Source organism: Paenibacillus sp. S-38 (genome assembly GCF_049942825.1).
Classification (GTDB): domain Bacteria; phylum Bacillota; class Bacilli; order Paenibacillales; family NBRC-103111; genus Paenibacillus_G.
In genome coordinates this window covers 4,088,441-4,106,340 of sequence record NZ_CP187970.1, presented here as the reverse complement: position 1 = coordinate 4,106,340, position 17,900 = coordinate 4,088,441, and the positions used below count along the sequence as shown (strand labels likewise).

Here is a 17,900-nt window from a genome sequence, read left to right as displayed (position 1 = left end):
ATGAATACTTCTTTTTTTCATTGTGGTTTCATTCTATAATTTAATAATTAATCGCTCCAATATTCAAATCCGATGAAGTTGATGCGTTTTACGCATAAGCAGGGAGGGAAGCATCCGGTGGAAATTAGACAGATGAGGTATTTTATGGAAGTGGCCCGGCGGGAACATGTGACAGAAGCGGCGAATGCCCTCCATGTCGCGCAGTCATCCGTGAGCAGACAGATTTTTAATTTGGAGAATGAACTAGGGGTGGATCTCTTTATAAGGGAAGGGCGGAGAGTAAAGTTAACGCCGATCGGCAGGATATTCTTAGAACGCGTGAAGCAGGCAATGAACATGATTAACGAAGCGGAGAGGGAAGTCAAGGAGTTTTTGGAGCCGGAAAAAGGAACGGTTCGCATTGCGTTTCCAATCAGCCTGGCAGCTCATGTGCTGCCGACCGCCATCTATGCTTTTCGAGAGCGGTATCCGGAAGCCAAATTTCAGATGAGACAAGCACTCTATCGTGACTTGATTGACGGTGTGGTCCATGGTGAGTTTAACCTGGCCCTGATTGCCCCGGTACCGGAAGAAGAGAAGAAGATTAAGCAAAAGATCTTATTTACAGAACAAATCGTTGCACTTTTGCCGATTCATCACCCGCTGGCCAAGCGTTCAACCATTGGGCTTATGGAATTGAAGGATGTTCCCTTCGTCACCCTGCCCGAAGGAACTGTCTTTCGAGAGATCGTGCTGAGGGCGTGCGGCGAACTTGGATTTACCCCCCATATTGCGTTTGAGGGAGATGATATCGATGCATTGAAGGGGCTGGTCTCAGCAGGCCTCGGAGCCGCGCTAATGCCCGAGGTGACATTAGTGGACAACATTCCGCATTCCACTGTGAAAATCCCGATCGTAGATCCCCCTGTGACCCGAACCATAGGTGTGCTCTGTCCAACGCAGCGCAAGCTGCTTCCTACAGAGCAGTTGTTTTATCATTTTCTGTCGGACTTTTTTGCAGGGGGCCCCTCTGTCAGTCCATAGCGGCGAGCCCGCGAAAGTTCTTGTCTTCCGATCCAGACAAGAACTTAATCTGTACATTGACGGAGTCTTCAACGCCGATACCTCAGTTTTGGCGAACATGGTTCCTGTACTCCCTCGGGGACATCCCGTATTGGGCATGGAACACGCGATTGAATGTGCGCTGGCTGTCAAATCCGGCATTGCTGCTTACCGCCGATAAGGCTGCATCCGTCGTGCGAAGCAGCTTGGCAGCGTATTCGGCGCGGATCCGTCCGAGGTACTTCCTGAAATTCATTTTGATTCGGTCTGAGAACAGGTGAGAGATGTAGGATTTGCTGACACACAGTTCAGCCGCAAGAGAGTCGAGCGTAATCGGCTCGGTAAAATGATCGGCCACATACTCCAGCATTTTCTTGGACATATCCGGGACGGGCAGCCGTTTGCGCTGCTTCAGTTCCATATGGGGAAGGAGCTGTGACAGGATGACATAAGTCCAGGCAAGCTTTACGGCGAAACCATCTTTCTTTTTGATATGCTTTAGCGCATACACAGCCTCTTCGGGAATCTTTTCTTTTGGTAAAAAAGGCGTGAGGGGCTGGAATTTTTCGAAGTCCAAAAGCATCCCTCCGAGCAGCCGCGGGTTACATAGAATCAAGGTCGCATCAGCGGGCAGTTCCCCATGCTTATAGTAACGATGAACCTTGTCCGGGAAAATGACCGCCCCTTCGCCTGCATGGACTTCGTACGGCGCCCCCTCAATCTCAATAGTTTGGACACCGGAGAACACATACAGGATTTCGATACTTCGGTGCAAATGTGCAGGAAACGTCAGCTGTCTTGCTACCAAATGAAATACTCTCAAATCCTTCGCTTGGACCTCATAGAACGGTAACATGACGACCCCACCCAGTGCATTTTTTGGCTGATTTCAAATGCTTTCTGTCTAAATTCATAGCATGCGCTGTGATATAATTCAAGTAAATATTTCTTCCATTCCCGAATATGCACATGAGTTGAAGGCGCATACACAGGGAGTTGGAAGCGTTTTAATAGGAGGGGGGGGATCCATAATAAGAGTTGAACTCTTCGTTCGTTATGGCGTGTAACCATTTGAGGGAGGCATATAGCTTATGAAAAGAAAAGTGATAAGCAGTTTGGTGGCCGGCAGTCTGGTGGTCACTCCTACTTTCATCGATACGGGAAGCAAAGCAGAGGCAGCCGTGATTCAATCAATACCTAATACGACGAAGGTGGAGAAAAGCTATGAAAGCGGCTTTTTGTCGGTTCCCGGCTATGCCTCTTTAGGCGTGAAGGATCGAAGCAGTTATATCGGGACTTCTTATTATCGTACGGTCAGTAATGGAAAGGAATTTTTGCAGGCCCTCCTGGATGCGAGCAGCGGGACGGTTAAAGTCATTGAAGTGACGGATGATATTAACCTGGGCTGGACGGAATTAGCTCTCGATTCTACGGAAAGATCGAAATATAGTTTTGTCTCGAGGTATCCGAATCCATCCAACGGATTCACGAATCCGCTCCTGACCGCTTCGGGCGTATCCAAAGTAAATATATCCAATGTGGACGGATTAACCATTTTCTCTACATCCGGCAAAACCATCAGGCACGCTGAGTTGAAGCTGCAGGCATCCGCCAACGATATTGTCATCCGGAACCTCAAATTCGATGAAATGTGGCAGTGGGATGACTCCGGGCAGCACAAAGAGGTCGGCTGGTCCTTTATCAAAGTGAACGGCGCTAACAACGTCTGGATCGACCACTGCAAGTTCTCTATCGCGGCCGATGGAATGATCGACATGGAGAATGGCGCATCCAATGTGACGCTCTCGTGGAATGAGTTCGGATTGGCGGCGGATCCCAATCCATCGGTCACCTCATCCGTTTATCAGTCCATCAGCTTCATGGAGCAAAAATATGCGGCAGGTACACTGAACCCTTCAACCAGCGTGTACTATAAAATGCGTAATGAAGGCGCTACCACGAATCAGATCATGGCTTATGCGGCCTATCACTCTAAAGTTCACTTGGCAGGCTCAGGGGATAAGGATTATACGAACTATATCAGCCCGGCCGGAGTCGAAGTCAAAGACGGCAATCAAAGAATCCGATTGACCATGGCGTACAACAGCTATACGAATGTGGGACAGCGTTTGCCTATGATTCGCCAGGGCACGGGGCACCTGTATAATAACTATTTTGATAATTCGACTCATCAGGATGCCATCGACAGCGCTGCCGCGATCTCCAAATATGGCGGAGACCGATTATCTCGTGGAATTAATGCTAGAAATGGAGCTTCGATCGCAGGAGACACCAATGTGTATAATGCGTTCAATGAACCGATGATCGGTGCGGAACGGCAGGGTGATGATATAGGGAATATGAGTCTGCCTTTCAGCGAGTTATTCAAAGACGCGATGAACCACAGTTTGCTTGTCAATTCCAAAGTAACCAACAGCAGCGGAACCTACATAGGCAGCAGCTGGGACAACAATGGCGTGAATGCGTTCACCAAGGGCATCACTTGGTATGACAAATCCACCATCGGGAAGTGGGCCTGGTCTTCCCACATCAACGGGGTGGAAAATATGAGCAAAACGAACCCGCCAAGCACACCGTTCACTTTCACTTACGGATACGACGAGACATTGCCCTATGCGTATAAAACCTTTCCGTTATCCAGCGTTGTCCCAACCGTAAAAAAATTCGCAGGGGTTTCCAAAGTGAATTTCAGTCCCGCCGACTGGTTAAGAACGAATTATATTGACGGCTACTCGAAGATCGAAGCGGAAAGCTACGGCAGCATGTCGGGTGTGAAGGTCAAAACAGGCGGGGGCAGCCAGTACGTTGGGGATATACAGAACGGGGACCATATCGTGTTTCATGATGTACACTTTGGAACCCATGCTCCCAAAGTGCTGGAAACACGAGTTGCTCCTGAAGCGGGTGGAAACATTGAAATCAGACTTGACAGCCTGACGGGAGCTCTGGCCGGAACTTGCAAGGTATCGGATGCCGACCGCATGCAGACCTGGGAAACGAAATCGTGCTCCGTCAGCGGTGTCTCCGTCACGCACGATGTCTACCTGAAGTTTACGGGAAGATCAACAGGATCCCTGTTCAATGTCGATTGGTTCAAGTTTAAATAAGGATGAAAGCCGCGGAACACGCGGCTTTTTCGTCTTCCCCATGAATACGGCACCTGGCTCTACCATGCCCACACGATTCCAAACGGTGATCCGGCCCAGCCGTATGCCCGCAATACGAAACTGTCCGGCATGCTCGTCGAGCTGCCGACGATGGTGGACGACCCGCACGCCTTCTTCACTCTTCACATGGAGCCCGGCAAGGACGTGCATTTCTTCACCCTGATTCCGCTGTACGCTGAAGAGATGAATCTGAAGCTGACTCAGGGCACGGAAGCGCTGCTGGAGAAGCTGGCACAAGCCGGTGTCAACGAAATCGTGCAGCTCGACCGGAAGAACGCCGCCAAGAAAAAATGGTTCGGCCTATTTTGATCCTACGCCGCACGCGGGCCCGCTGCTCGGATCTGTGATGAAAGAAGCCTTTAATCCTATGGATATAGGGTTAAAGGCTTCTCTTTTTTATGGGCAAACCGCACATCGTTTCCCCTTTTTCATTGTATCTAAGTTGCTTTCTTAATGCCCCCAAGCTGCAACTACGTGATAAAGTGATAATACGAATCCGATGAGAATCGCAAACAAGAGATCGGTTTTCCATTTTGTTTTTGAAAACAAGCTGAAAACCCTAAACAAAATGAAAGCGATGAACACGATGGTAGACCAATAGTAGATCAAGACGATAGACTCCCTTTGAGTATTGTGCCAGTAAGTTCATTCAATGATAACATGTAGAACTCATCCGTAATAGACTGCGACGATACAAAAGGCGCTGCCAGTAATACCCAGGGCACAATGTCTTTGAAGTTTTTTGAAATTACACTGTCCGCTCGGGAACCGAAGCGGAGCGGGAGATGTCGCTCAGCGTTTGCGCGCCGCGCGGGGTTCGGCTGGACATTCGGCTGCCGGCGGGAATGAAAGGTACGGTTGAACGGAAGGAGGTATAGAAAGAACAGGGATCGGGGATGTAATAAAGGTACGGCATTTACATTGAATAATCATCTGTTTCATTATAAAATTACACTCACGCACTTAGGCTTGCGAGGGTGTTTTTTTGTGGAAGTTTAGGGATTGTTTTATTTTACATAATATTTACTAACCCCAATTCCATTTTTTCGATTACAATAAATCCTGCAGTCCGCACCGTATGGAATGGTCACCTGGCAGCTCGCACATTTCGTGTTACTGGGTTTAACATATATATTATGAAATGCATGGGAAGTGAAATGAAAGAATGAAAGTATACAATACGCGTGCCATCATGGCGTCACTCCTCATCTGCGGTTTCGTCGGCATGTTTAGCGAAACGGCACTGAATATTGCCATCAGCAACTTAATGGAAGTGTTTCAGATTAAGGCGGCGACCGCACAGTGGCTGACAACGGGGTTTCTGCTGACGCTGGGCATCTTAATGCCGATGACCGGGTGGCTGCTGCAGAGATTCACAACGAGGCAGTTGTTTATCGCATCGCTCGCCAGCTCGATCGTGGGTACCTTGATTGCGGCACTTGCCTTCAATTTCGAAATGCTGATGTTTGCGCGCGTGCTGCAGGCCGTTGGCATGGGGCTGTTGATTCCGCTGATGTTCAATACGATCCTGGTCGTGTATCCGCCAGAACAGCGCGGCGCGGCGATGGGCTTCGTCGGACTCGTCATCATGTTTGCTCCGGCGACCGGTCCGACCGTGGCGGGCCTCTTGATCGAATACTTTACATGGCACTACATCTTCTGGCTGTCACTTCCATTCCTGATCATAGGGCTGCTGGTAGGGCTGAAGAACTTGGATAACGTGACCGAAGTCGCGAAGCCCCATCTTGATCTTCTGTCTGTCATCCTGTCAACGATAGGGTTCGGAGGCGTCGTCTTTGGTTTCAGCAAGGCGGGGGAAGGCGGGGACGGATGGAGCAGTACGGTCGTTCTGGCTTCCATCGGCATCGGGCTGCTGGCGCTTGTATTCTTCGTGCTGCGGCAGCAGTCTATGCGTGATCCGATGATGAACCTGCGCGTCTTCAAGTATCCGATGTATATCGTTGGATTGTTTATGGTACTTTCTTGCATGATGATCATCCTGTCGAGCATGATTATTTTGCCCATGTTCCTTCAGAATGGCAGGGGCCTGTCCGCGTTCAGCGCCGGACTTATGCTGCTGCCGGGCAGTGCGCTGAACGGGATTCTGTCACCCCGGATGGGGCGGTTGTTCGACAAATACGGACCGAGATGGCTCGTCATTCCCGGCCTGGTCCTCGTTGCGGTGGCCTTATGGTTCTTCTCCGACATTACACCGGCGTCCTCGGTTGCTTTAATGGTCACCCTGCATATCGGTCTCATGGTGGGCATCTCGATGGTGTGGATGCCTTCGCAAACGAATGGCCTGAACCAGCTGCCGCCGGAACTTTATCCGCACGGTACGGCCATTATGAATACTCTGCAGCAGGTCGCAGGGGCGATCGGCACGGCGGTTGCGATCAGTATCCTTACGAGCGGGATGGAAGGGTACCTGCACAACTCCGCGGCACCGACGGCGCAGACCGAAGTGGCCAACGCACTCACGCTGGGATCACAGAATGTATTTGTCTTTGCGATGATCGTAACGCTGATCGGACTAGCCATGGCGTTCTTCATTCGCCGCGTCATCGTCAAGCAGGGAGTTTTGCATTCTTCGCATTAACATGATCGCTGTAAATGGAAGACGGGTAAGCCCTGAGGGAAGAGGGCTTACCCGTCTTTTCTTGTTGCATTAGTCACCTCGCTCATTAGGCTCGGCTATACAGGGGATATCCAGGTGTTTGCCCGAACGGCTGCGCTGAACATGGATATGCAGCCCTTCATCTCACGCTGACTCCGGTATGGAAAGATCGGATTTCAGACTATGTATGCACGATGAATGGTACAATGTGAAGAGGAGCTGCAGTTAACACAAGCGGAAGGGTGATTAACATGAGCGAATCGAATCAAGAGTTTATCGTCATCTCGGGCGCGCGGGAAAATAATCTCAGGAACGTATCCTTGCGCATTCCCAAGCGGAAAATCACAATCTTCACCGGGGTATCCGGATCCGGCAAGTCATCGATCGTTTTCGATACCATCGCCGCTGAATCCCAGCGTCTGCTCAATGAAAACTTCAGTATGTTCGTCCGCACCTTTCTGCCGCGTATTCCGCAGCCGGATGCAGACGCGATTGAGAACCTGAGCATGGCGGTTATCGTGGACCAGAAGCGGCTGGGCGGCGGTTCCCATTCCACGTTGGGCACGATCACCGATATCTCTCCCATTCTCCGTCTTCTCTTCTCCCGGGTGGGTCAGCCCTACATTGGACAAGCGCACATGTTCTCGTTTAACGATCCGCAAGGCATGTGTCCCGAGTGCAGCGGGATCGGCCGCAGGCTGGGCGTCGACCTGTGCAAGGCGGTGGATATGTCGAAGTCGCTCCATGAAGGGGCCCTTATGCTGCCGGACTATTCGGTGAACGGCTGGGAATGGAACATGGTGGTGCAGTCAGGGTCCTTTGATCCCGATAAGAAGCTGAGTGAATATTCGGATGCGGACCTGGAGCGGCTGCTGTACGGCAAGGCAAGGAAAGTGAAGATGGATTTCGCAGGCAAGGAAATGAATATTACGGTGGAAGGCGTCATCGAGAAGTTCACCAACAAGTACATCAAGCAGGATGTCAAGACGAAGTCCGAGCGCACCCAAAAAGCAGTGGCGCCGTACATCACCGAAGGTCCCTGCTCCAGCTGCCGCGGCGCGAGACTCAGTCAAGCCGCTCTCAGCTGCAGAATCCATGGGCGCAACATTGCGGAGCTGTCCTCCATGGAGGTCGGCCAGCTGATTCACGTCATTCGGGAGATGGATGACGCGATCGCCGCACCGGTTGTTAGAGCATTGACAGAGCGGCTGCAGCATCTGGTGGATATCGGACTGGACTACTTGACGCTGGACCGTGAGACGGATACCTTATCCGGCGGCGAGTCGCAGCGCGTCAAGATGGTGAAGCACCTGAGCGGCAGTCTGGTGGATATCACTTACATCTTCGATGAGCCGAGCGTTGGCCTGCACCCCCGTGATGTACACCGGTTAAATGGCCTGCTTCAGAAGCTGCGCGACAAAGGCAATACCGTGATCGTCGTCGAGCATGATCCCGATGTGATCAAGGTGGCGGATCATATCGTCGACGTCGGACCTCACGCCGGCAGCCGCGGCGGTACCATCGTGTATGAAGGAAGCTTCCAATGCCTGCTGGAGGCAGGTACTCTGACAGGCACCCATATGAAGCGGCCGCTCCAGCTCAAGCACGATTGCAGGCAGCCATCCGGCAGGCTGTCCGTCAAGAATGCCGTGCTTCACAACCTGAAGAACGTAAGTGTAGATATTCCAACCGGAGTGCTGACTGTAGTTACCGGTGTCGCCGGCTCGGGCAAGAGTACGCTGATTAACGAAGTATTCCTCAGCCAGCATCCCGATGCGATCGTCATCGACCAATCGGCGGTAGGCGTGTCCACACGCTCGAATCCCGCGACTTATACGGGCATTATGGATGATGTGCGCAAGGCGTTTGCTTCCGCGAACAAGGTGAACCAGGGCTTGTTCAGCTTCAACTCCAAGGGAGCTTGCGAGAACTGCCAAGGGCTGGGTGTCGTGTACACAGACCTTGCCTTCCTCGACAGCGTGAAGCTGCCATGCGACGTATGCGGAGGCAGACGGTTCAAGGAAGAGGTGCTCGCATACAAGCTGAACGGCAAGTCCATTGCGGAAGTGCTGGAGATGACGGTGGAGCAGGCATTGGCTTTTTTTGAGCTAAAAGAGGTCGTGCGCAAGCTCCAGGCGATGAGCGATGTGGGGCTGAATTATATTACACTCGGCCAGCCGCTCAGCACGCTCTCGGGCGGGGAATGCCAGCGCATCAAGCTGGCAAGCGAGCTGCATAAGAAGGGCAGCATCTACGTGATGGATGAGCCGACGACCGGCCTGCATATGTCAGATATCGGCCACCTTCTGGAGATCATGAACCGGCTTGTGGATGCCGGCAATACGGTGATCGTCATCGAGCACAATCTTGATGTGATCAGCCAAGCGGATTGGATCATTGATATGGGACCGGACGGAGGGAGCAAGGGCGGCCAGGTGGTGTTCGAGGGCCTGCCTTCGCAGATGATCCATGCGGATCAGTCGATCACGGGAAGATACTTGAAGTAATGCATTTGGCGGGGGCTGCGATCCGGCCCAAGTTTGCAATCTGGCTAATAGACGCTATAATATCATGGTAGTTTATTAGTCGGGGGTGGAAATTATGAAAGGTGAATTTATCGCCTTCGCATTTGGTATTGCGCTGATCTACTTTACTTTTAAGCCATATATTATGACATTGCTGGGTTAAGAGTTCAATGGTACTCGCACATACACGAAAGGAGCCGCGGATAACGCGGCTTTTTTCTTATTCAGAGCTCCTTGGCTTAGCTGTGCCAACGCAAGAATTTCTGATAGATATTAGAGCCTCAAAATCAAAATGTGATCACTTCAGCTTGACGGGAATGCAAAAATTCATCCGAACCGGATCTTCCGGATCACGGAACGGAGTTCCTGGGAAAATCGCCATCATGGGCCGGCTCTCATCCCACAGATAAGGACTGTGGGGAAGCCAGTGGATACTCGACATATGAATGAGCTCGTACAGTACATCGGCCGGTTCGTCCATGGACAGAACCGCATACTTCCCGCCGGCCGTCTCTACGGGTTGAACTTCCAAGGAAGGGGGGATGAGCTTGGTTGTCGTGAAGCACACCGCATACCTTTGCTTCGACTGCGGCGTTACGCAAGGATCGTCGAAGAGGAGACCGATCGCCTGACTGGTACGATCCAGCAGATCGTGAGCCCGCATCCAGGCTTCGAGCCTGCTGAACTTCTCGCCGACCCCCCGGTTGACCCCTCCCTGAACAAGCGTTCCCCGATGATGTACGCATGCGGCACGCCGCTCCGGCAGGTGGCAGACTTCGATCTTCAGCCTGCTATACCTCTCTTCCAGATTACGCAGCCGGGCGCTGCCGTTCTCACCCGCGACCAGTATCTCCCGAAACTGCCTGTACATCAGATCAAGGCCGAATCGCGTTCGGTAATCCGATGCGGACAGACCCATGTATCGGCGGAACGTTCGGGCAAAATGGGCGGGAGTCTGCAGACCGCAGTCCAACGCAATATCCGTCAAACTTCGTTCGGGTTGGAACACACACAATTTTGCCGCCTTCTCCACCCTCAGCCGATTGACGAAGTGAAGAACATTCTCGTTCATGGTGCGTTTAAAGACACGGTGAAAATGATAAACCGAGAAGGCGGAGATGTCCGCGAGCTCCTCGGCGGATAGCGGAGAAGACAAATGTTCGTCGATATAGCGTACCACCTGATTCATTCTCATTTGATATTCTTTATCCAGCAAAGGGACCGTCGACATAAATTCACCACATTTATCATTTTATTACATTATATCAAATCATCGCAGAAAATGTTAAACACTTCGCAGGAATGGGAAAGACCCAGACAAAGAAATAGATTATCATCAGTATCTGTAAGCAGCCTGTTCACTGTCAAGGAGAGGGGGAACCCATGACCAAATCATAAAAAAGATAGGGTATGGCAAGAGGTTTTCTGGATTACTAAAAATAAGATGGGTTTTCAATTAACCTAACCCAGGAAAAGAGGATATTGATGAAAAAGCTCTCCTTCTTATTGCTTGCGGTATTCATGCTTCAGTTCTCCATTGTCTCTGCAGCCTTTGCAAAGGACAGAATTGTAGTTGGCGAAAAGCTGGACATCGGTACTTCCTTGGTTTCGAATAACGGTGTATTCTCCCTGCATATGCAGGCGGATGGGAATCTGGTGCTTTATAAGAATCGTAATACGCCTCTCTGGTCTACCAATACCGATGGTGCTAATTATCGATATTATGATCCACTCGCAGGTCGTTATTTTACTGCCTGGCCCCATCATCTCCACTTTGCCCCTACCCCCGACGGAAATGTTATTAAAGTAAGTGATTCGACGGAGAGAGTTGCGTTCTGGAATTCAGACAACAGACAGTGGAGTAACAAACATTACTCTTATATTGGCAATATGCCGACAAACCTCAGCGGCGACACGCTGGTCGTTCAAGATGATGGCAATTTGGTTCTTGTTAACACAAAGGACCCTGTCAGAGGCTGGTATCCTGTATGGGCTTCGAATACCTACGGGCGATGAGCAGGTAGAGTACAGGTTACCGTAATGTCAAAGACCGCTGCAATGGATCGATGGGGAATCCCATTTCCAAAGCCAATAAAGACTTTCGGTCCAGCAGCAGCGGCCTATTCTAAAGGCGATTGCATCCCCGTATCCATGGGGGTGCAGTCGCCTTTATCGATTCCGGTATTGACTTGGAGCTAACTCCAGAAGGTAGAATGATAGAGGGAGTGGATCTCCAAACCCCATCCAAACCAAAGGAGCGAAATCGAATGGACTATGTTAAGCTCGGCCGCACAGGCTTAGATGTATCGCGGATTTGTCTTGGTTGTATGAGCTTCGGTGTGGCAGAGAAATGGACGCATCCCTGGGTACTCAATGAAGAAAACAGTCGTCCGATCATTAAAAAAGCCCTGGATTTGGGCATTAACTTTTTTGATACGGCGAATATTTATTCAGTCGGCTCCAGCGAGGAAATCGTTGGGAGGGCATTGAAGGATTATGCCAATCGGGACGAGATCGTTATCGCTACGAAAGTTCACTTCCGTATGCATCCCGGGCCCAATGGTGCCGGCCTTTCCCGAAAAGCCATCATGAGCGAAATAGATAAGAGTCTCCAAAGACTGGGTACCGATTATGTGGATCTGTATCAGATTCACCGCTGGGACTACCATACGCCTATTGAAGAGACCATGGAAGCTTTACATGATGTGGTGAAGGCAGGCAAAGCAAGATACATAGGTGCATCGGCCATGTATGCATGGCAGTTCCTCAAAGCATTGCATACAGCGGAGAAGAACGGATGGACCCGCTTTACAGCCATGCAAAATCACCTCAACCTCATCTATCGTGAAGAGGAGAGGGAGATGATGCCGCTGTGTAAGGAGGAAGGAATCGGCGTTATCCCCTACAGCCCGCTGGCATCAGGCAGATTGGCGCGTGATTGGTCTGTAACAACCTATCGTTCCCAAACCGACCAGGCACAGAAAATGAAGTATGATGCCACCGCAGAGGTGGACCGGTTCATCGCTGACCGGGTAACTTCGATAGCGGAAAAACGCGGCGTCCCCCGTGTTCAAATCGCGCTTGCTTGGTTATTGCAGAAGGAGCCGGTGACCGCTCCGATCATCGGTGCTACGAGTATTTCCCAGCTGGAAGAGGCCGTGGAATCTCTTTCGATGAAGTTAACACCTGGTGAAATCACATTTCTGGAAGAACTCTATGTTCCTCATCGAGTAGTTGGAGCGCTGTAAAGAACGCAGAGAGCAAGCGCGGTAACGTGGTCAACGATGGCAGCCGGTCTATCTCGGCTGCCTTTTCCATTCGCTCTATCGCTCGCAACCACACCTAATCCATTCAGCCCGAAGGTCCGGCCCATCTTTTGCGATACTGATGAGGGGTTAAACCCATATGCGACTTGAATACTTTACAAAAGTAGGAGGGGCTCATTAACCCTATCTCCTCTGCAATGAAGGAGATCGGTTTATTGGTGTTCGTTAAGAGCAGAATGGATTGATGAATCCGCCGGGTTGTAATGTATTCGGAGATGCTTATTCCTGTAGCTTCTTTAAACAGATGGGACAAATGATATGGAGATAAATGCAGGGATTTGGCCATTTCATCCAATCGATACGGAACGGTATAGTGAGACTCGATCCAGTTTAATATATTTTCCACCTGATGGTTTTTACGACGGGTCTGGTAGTCCCCGGCATGTACGTTGAGCTTATCCCACAACTGCTTTAGAGCACGAAAAAGGACGACCAGAAACAACGAAATCTCTTCATATTGTTCTGACTCCAATACGTGGGGCCATTGATCATGCATATTCCTGAATACGCTGTCCAGGATGGCAAGATCCTCGATCACATACAGGCATGGGAAGGGGAGTTTTCCTAAAAAGATGTATTTAAAGAATGCATGGAGAGACGGCCATTTTTCAAAATAAACTTCAAACATGGTAGGTTCAAAAATGGCCATGGAACGTTCGAAGCATTGATTGTCCGCATATTCAAGCTGCAGATGATGCAGCTGATACGGCTGAAATATACAAAGCATTCCCGGCTTGATGTCATAGCGGACGTTGTTTACAATCATGGTCCCTTTTCCTTCATGGATCAGCAGCAGCTCCACACCAAGATGGGAGTGGAACGTTTCTTTATGCTCGTAATTTACGCTTTTTCGTTTATAAGCAAATTGCAGTGGGATCTCACTGTAGTTCGTCGTAACCAACGGCAAGCCGGCCGCCCCCTCGTTTCATCAGCTTTCTTCAATGGATTACCTATTTCAATATATCGAAGCCATGGCGCACACACAATACAAAAACCGCAATCTAGTATCATTTTCATCCCTATACCGGAGCACAATTCCCATGTTGATTAGGATATGATCCTTGTAAGAGCCCAAGAGGATGAGGGACGCTTACAAAAACGAAAAACGTGGAGGTACCATCGAAATGCAGAAGAACGACGGAATGAACTACGCCCCCAAAGGAAAGCCCAATCCGGTGGTGGAGCCGGGGGAATTTATATTCGCCGCTATCGCGCTTGATCATGGCCATATCTACGGTATGGTCAATGGGCTGCTTGAAGCAGGCGCTGTATTGAAGTGGGTCTATGACCGCGACCCCGCTAAGGCGGAGGCATTCGCTCGCACCTACCCTCAGGTTAAGATTGCGGCGACGGAAGAGGAGATTCTTGATGACCCGCAGGTTCATTTGATCGCGGGTGCGGCCATTCCTTCCGAGCGCTGCGCGCTTGGACTCCGGGTCATGGACGCAGGCAAAGATTATTTTACGGACAAGGCTCCTTTTACCACGCTGGAGCAGTTGGAATCGGCCCGCACGAAAGTTCGTGAAACCGGTAGGAAATACATGGTTTATTACAGCGAACGGCTCCATGTGGAAGCGGCGGTGTATGCCGGGCAGCTCGTCGAGCAGGGCGCTGTCGGACGGGTTGTTCAAGTAACGGGGTTCGGTCCGCATCGGCTGAACGCTCCATCCAGACCCCATTGGTTCTTCCAGAGGGAACATTACGGAGGCATCCTTTGCGATATCGGCAGTCATCAGATTGAGCAGTTCCTCTTCTATGCCGGCTGCAAGAAGGCGGAGGTTCTGCATAGTAAGATCGCAAACTATAACGCTCCTCAGTACCCGGGGCTTGAAGACTTCGGTGACGCGACGCTGTTAGGTGATAATGGAGCCACGAATTACTTCCGTGTGGACTGGCTGACTCCGGACGGGCTGGGCACTTGGGGGGACGGACGTACCGTTATTTTGGGAACGGAGGGTTACATCGAACTTAGGAAGTATATCGATATCGCTCGGGATCGATCCAGCAACCATGTGTATTTGGTCAATCAGGAAGGCGAGTACCACTTTCATGTGAACGGCCAGGTGGGCTATCCTTTCTTCGGGGAGCTGATTCTGGACTGCTTGCATCGTACGGAGAAGGCTATGACGCAAGAGCATGCTTTCATGGCGGCGGAATTATGTCTGAAGGCGCAGCAGTTGGCCGTTCGAATCAACTGAGCGGCAAGCTGGCTGCATTAGGTATCGTGTTGAAAACAGAAGCCCCCGCTCAGCAGCAATGGCACTGAGCGGGCTTTTCCATCAGCAGCCTGCCGTGGTAAAACTGCGGCTCATTTTACAGTTTTCATTTGGAAGAAGAACCAGTCGACTAGGGCCGGTTCTTCGTTTTTTTATTGAAGAAGTCGGTTCAATGCGGAATTCACGCCGGGTTGAGCTCCTCTAGACTCTGCCGGTATGCCTTAGGGGAGATGCCGTATATTTTGGTAAACTGGCGGGTGAAGTAATTGCTGTCATTAAACCCGCTTTCATGCGAAATTTCCGATATAGGGAGGCCGGTCTTCTTCAACAGATTGCAAGCATGCTCCAAGCGGAGCCTCTGAAGGTAGGAGAAGGGGGTGGTTTGATAATAAGACCGAAAAATCCGGTTTAAGTGCCTCACGGAAATATTCGATTGGGCTGCGATCTCCTCCAGTGTGATGGTAGATAGATAGCGATCTTCAATATAAGAGATCGCATTCGCCACATGCATCAGGCTGCTGGGATCCCTATGCCATTCTTGATTCTCGTACTGCCTGCACAAATAGACGACGAGTTCCATAAAACGGGCGCTCAGCAGGGTCTGGTAACCCTGAAGCTTGCTCTTGTATTCCTCTACCATGATAGAAATGAGGGAGGAGACGTATTCCAGGCTCGAGACCTGCAAACTCAGCTTGCTCTGATAGGGATGAATATTGCGATAAAACGGTTCCAAAACGAAAAGTGCCTGATAGCCGTTGGACGTTTTCAAATCGGGCCCGGCGAGCCGCAGCATCTCCGGACGGTACATAATGTTGCATATCTTGAAATGATGAGGGTCTATGTAGGCATGGGAGACAGCTCCTTCAACGACGAATACGTCTCCCTTCTTGATAAACGAGGTTTCTGCATTGACCCTGTGGGTGGCGTTCCCGTTCAATACAATGACGAGCTCGGAGAAATCGACATGACGATGCAGGTCTGTATCTTCGTCATGACCGCCATATTGAATATAAAACAGAAACTGCTCATCGGTCGTAAACCAATTCAAATGTACATCGGTCAAATGTACGCCCCCCGTCCCCAAGCTCGGATTTCATTGACGCAAGAATGGCTGAACAACGAAACGCAACGTTTTCTTTGTTCCCTGATGTCTATATCATGCTATTTTGTGACCTTAAAATCAAGGTTTGGCTGTGATCTTGTAAACTATAATGATAGCTGACCGTACCGGCAGCAGAGCAGCTAGCGGCTGCCATACTTTCATGGATAGAGGGGGATACGAATGAGCAGGATCGGGACAACACCGAAGGTTAGCCTTGCATTGGCGCTGTCAATCAGCCTGCTGGCAGGATGTACGGGGAATGGCGGCAGCCATGATCCCCAGAGCGGCAGCACATCGAAGGATGAGGGTGCCTCTCCGGTTACCTTCACTTTCTTCAGTGCGGACCCGAATCCGAACTGGCAGAACATGCAGGATGAAGTAGGCAAAGAAATCACGAAGCGGACCGGTGTTACCCTGGACGCCGAATTTGCAGTCGCCGACCCGGCGCAGAAGGTCGCGCTCATCGCGACCAGCGGGCAGTACCCGGATCTGATCAGTCCCAAAGGGGAGCTGAACAAACTGGTTGACGCAGGGGCCATGCTGGATCTTACCGATCTGATTGAGAAGCATGCCCCGAATATCAAGAAGCTGATCGGCGATCAGTCGAAGCGTCTGCGCTACAGTATGGAGGACAAGTCGATCTACGTGATCCCGACCTACTCCGCTGTGGGAGGTGTTGCTTTTGCCGCCGGCGGCGGATTCGAGCTCCAACACCGTGCGGTGAAGGAAGCGGGCTACCCGGCCATAAAGACGCTGCAGGATTATGAAAACGTTATCCAATCCTATATCGACAAGCATCCGACCGATGATCATGGGAACAAGAACATCGGCCTGTCTCTGAACTCGGATGATTGGAGGATGTACATCTCCGTAACGAATCCGGCGGCCGAAACGACCGGCAAATCCGGGGACGGCGAATACTATATTGATCTCAGGACCTATGAAGCGAAATATCATTACCGGACGGAAGGGGAAAAGGACTATTTCAAATGGCTTAACCATATGTATGCCATCGGTTTGCTCGATAAGGAAAGCTTCGTCCAAAAGCATGACCAATATCAGGCCAAGATCGCTTCTGGGCGGGTAATCGGCTTAATTGATGCGGATTGGAATTATGCGGACGGCGAGAAATCGCTGAAGTCTCAAGGGAAACAAGACCAGACGTATGGCCACTATTCGGTCATGCTGTCCGATCAATATAAAGACAACCGCTTTCAATCCACGGGTTTTATGGCCGGCTGGGGCGTAGGGATTACCAAGGATTGCAAAGATCCGGTCCGTGCCATCCAGTTCCTCGATTTCCTGGCATCCGAGCAGGCACAGGTTCTGAACAACTGGGGCATCGAAGGCAAGCATTATGGGATCCAGGATGGCAAACGTGTCGTTCCGCAGGAGATCCAGCAGCGCATCATGATTGACAATACCGCATTCAGCAGGGAATCCGGCATCGGCTTCTACACCAATCTCGGCGCCCATTATGGTGACGGCGTCAGAGATTCCACAGGCAGCTATTACACCAAGAATTATCCGGAACAGATCATAAAGACGTATACCGATGCCGACAAGGAAACGCTTAAAGCTTACGGGGCTTTGACCTGGAAGGACCTGTTTCCGAAGGAGGACGAATTCCCGGTTAAGGCATGGGGCGCTGCGTGGAATATTGCCGTACCGGGCGACGATGATGTTACCATCCTTGCGAACAAGATGAAGGTACTAACGAGGAAACGGATTCCTCAAGCGATTATGGCCAAACCGGAGGAATTCGATGGGATATGGGAGGCGTATCAGCAGGATCTGATCAAGGCCGGTGTCGAGAAAATGGAGAAGGGCTTTACGACATATGTTCAAGACCGCATAAAACTTTGGAATGAATAGGAGGTGTGAG

General features: G+C 50.7%; 12 protein-coding genes and 1 pseudogene. 9 read left to right on the top strand and 4 right to left on the bottom strand.

The features are described 5' to 3' along the window. Positions 1–117: 117 nt before the first annotated feature. Positions 118–1,023 (top strand): LysR substrate-binding domain-containing protein, encoded by a 906-nt coding sequence (locus ACP26L_RS18630; RefSeq protein WP_426445292.1) that lies wholly within the window; start codon positions 118–120, stop codon positions 1,021–1,023. A gap of 82 nt (positions 1,024–1,105) precedes the next feature. Here ACP26L_RS18630 and ACP26L_RS18625 read toward each other — a convergent pair whose 3' ends face one another. Continuing rightward, positions 1,106–1,897 carry an AraC family transcriptional regulator gene (locus ACP26L_RS18625; RefSeq protein ID WP_426445290.1) on the bottom strand — a complete coding sequence of 264 codons (792 nt, stop codon included), beginning with the start codon at positions 1,895–1,897 and terminating at the stop codon, positions 1,106–1,108. 235 nt (positions 1,898–2,132) lie between these two features. On the opposite strand from ACP26L_RS18625, the gene ACP26L_RS18620 reads away from it, so the two are divergent. From ACP26L_RS18620 to ACP26L_RS18605, 4 genes and pseudogenes are all read left to right on the top strand, one after another. Then, positions 2,133–4,169 carry a carbohydrate-binding protein gene (locus tag ACP26L_RS18620; RefSeq protein WP_426445288.1) on the top strand — a complete coding sequence of 679 codons (2,037 nt, stop codon included), beginning with the start codon at positions 2,133–2,135 and terminating at the stop codon, positions 4,167–4,169. A gap of 36 nt (positions 4,170–4,205) precedes the next feature. Further along, positions 4,206–4,538 (top strand): annotated as a pseudogene (locus tag ACP26L_RS18615) (suppressor of fused domain protein); the annotation flags it as partial. 856 nt (positions 4,539–5,394) lie between these two features. Then, entirely contained in the window at positions 5,395–6,828 is a 1,434-nt protein-coding gene (locus tag ACP26L_RS18610) for an MDR family MFS transporter (protein ID WP_426445286.1), read from the top strand. Between the two features lie 269 nt (positions 6,829–7,097). Beyond that, positions 7,098–9,353, top strand: a complete 2,256-nt coding sequence (locus tag ACP26L_RS18605) for an ATP-binding cassette domain-containing protein (RefSeq protein WP_426445284.1) — start codon at positions 7,098–7,100, stop codon at positions 9,351–9,353. Between the two features lie 316 nt (positions 9,354–9,669). Here the strand turns inward: ACP26L_RS18605 and ACP26L_RS18600 are convergent, their stop codons facing one another. Beyond that, positions 9,670–10,560, bottom strand: a complete 891-nt coding sequence (locus ACP26L_RS18600; protein WP_426445282.1) for an AraC family transcriptional regulator — start codon at positions 10,558–10,560, stop codon at positions 9,670–9,672. Between the two features lie 296 nt (positions 10,561–10,856). Here ACP26L_RS18600 and ACP26L_RS18595 point away from each other — a divergent pair, with 296 nt between their 5' ends. Both ACP26L_RS18595 and ACP26L_RS18590 read left to right on the top strand, forming a co-directional pair. Further along, positions 10,857–11,387: a hypothetical protein gene (locus ACP26L_RS18595; RefSeq protein ID WP_426445280.1), complete on the top strand. Its 531-nt coding sequence runs from the start codon at positions 10,857–10,859 to the stop codon at positions 11,385–11,387. 251 nt (positions 11,388–11,638) lie between these two features. Further along, positions 11,639–12,619, top strand: a complete 981-nt coding sequence (locus tag ACP26L_RS18590; protein ID WP_426445279.1) for an aldo/keto reductase — start codon at positions 11,639–11,641, stop codon at positions 12,617–12,619. Between the two features lie 103 nt (positions 12,620–12,722). On the opposite strand, the gene ACP26L_RS18585 is transcribed toward ACP26L_RS18590, so the two are convergent. Further along, a complete protein-coding gene (locus tag ACP26L_RS18585; RefSeq protein ID WP_426445277.1) occupies positions 12,723–13,604 on the bottom strand; it encodes an AraC family transcriptional regulator in 882 nt (293 codons plus the stop codon). A gap of 217 nt (positions 13,605–13,821) precedes the next feature. On the opposite strand from ACP26L_RS18585, the gene ACP26L_RS18580 reads away from it, so the two are divergent. Further along, on the top strand, positions 13,822–14,895 hold the full coding sequence (locus tag ACP26L_RS18580; RefSeq protein WP_426445276.1) for a Gfo/Idh/MocA family protein: 1,074 nt from the start codon (positions 13,822–13,824) through the stop codon (positions 14,893–14,895). A 199-nt stretch (positions 14,896–15,094) separates the two neighbouring features. Here ACP26L_RS18580 and ACP26L_RS18575 read toward each other — a convergent pair whose 3' ends face one another. Then, positions 15,095–15,976, bottom strand: a complete 882-nt coding sequence (locus ACP26L_RS18575; protein ID WP_426445274.1) for a helix-turn-helix domain-containing protein — start codon at positions 15,974–15,976, stop codon at positions 15,095–15,097. 219 nt (positions 15,977–16,195) lie between these two features. On the opposite strand from ACP26L_RS18575, the gene ACP26L_RS18570 reads away from it, so the two are divergent. Beyond that, positions 16,196–17,890 carry an ABC transporter substrate-binding protein gene (locus ACP26L_RS18570; RefSeq protein ID WP_426454757.1) on the top strand — a complete coding sequence of 565 codons (1,695 nt, stop codon included), beginning with the start codon at positions 16,196–16,198 and terminating at the stop codon, positions 17,888–17,890. The last annotated feature ends 10 nt before the right edge of the window (positions 17,891–17,900 follow it).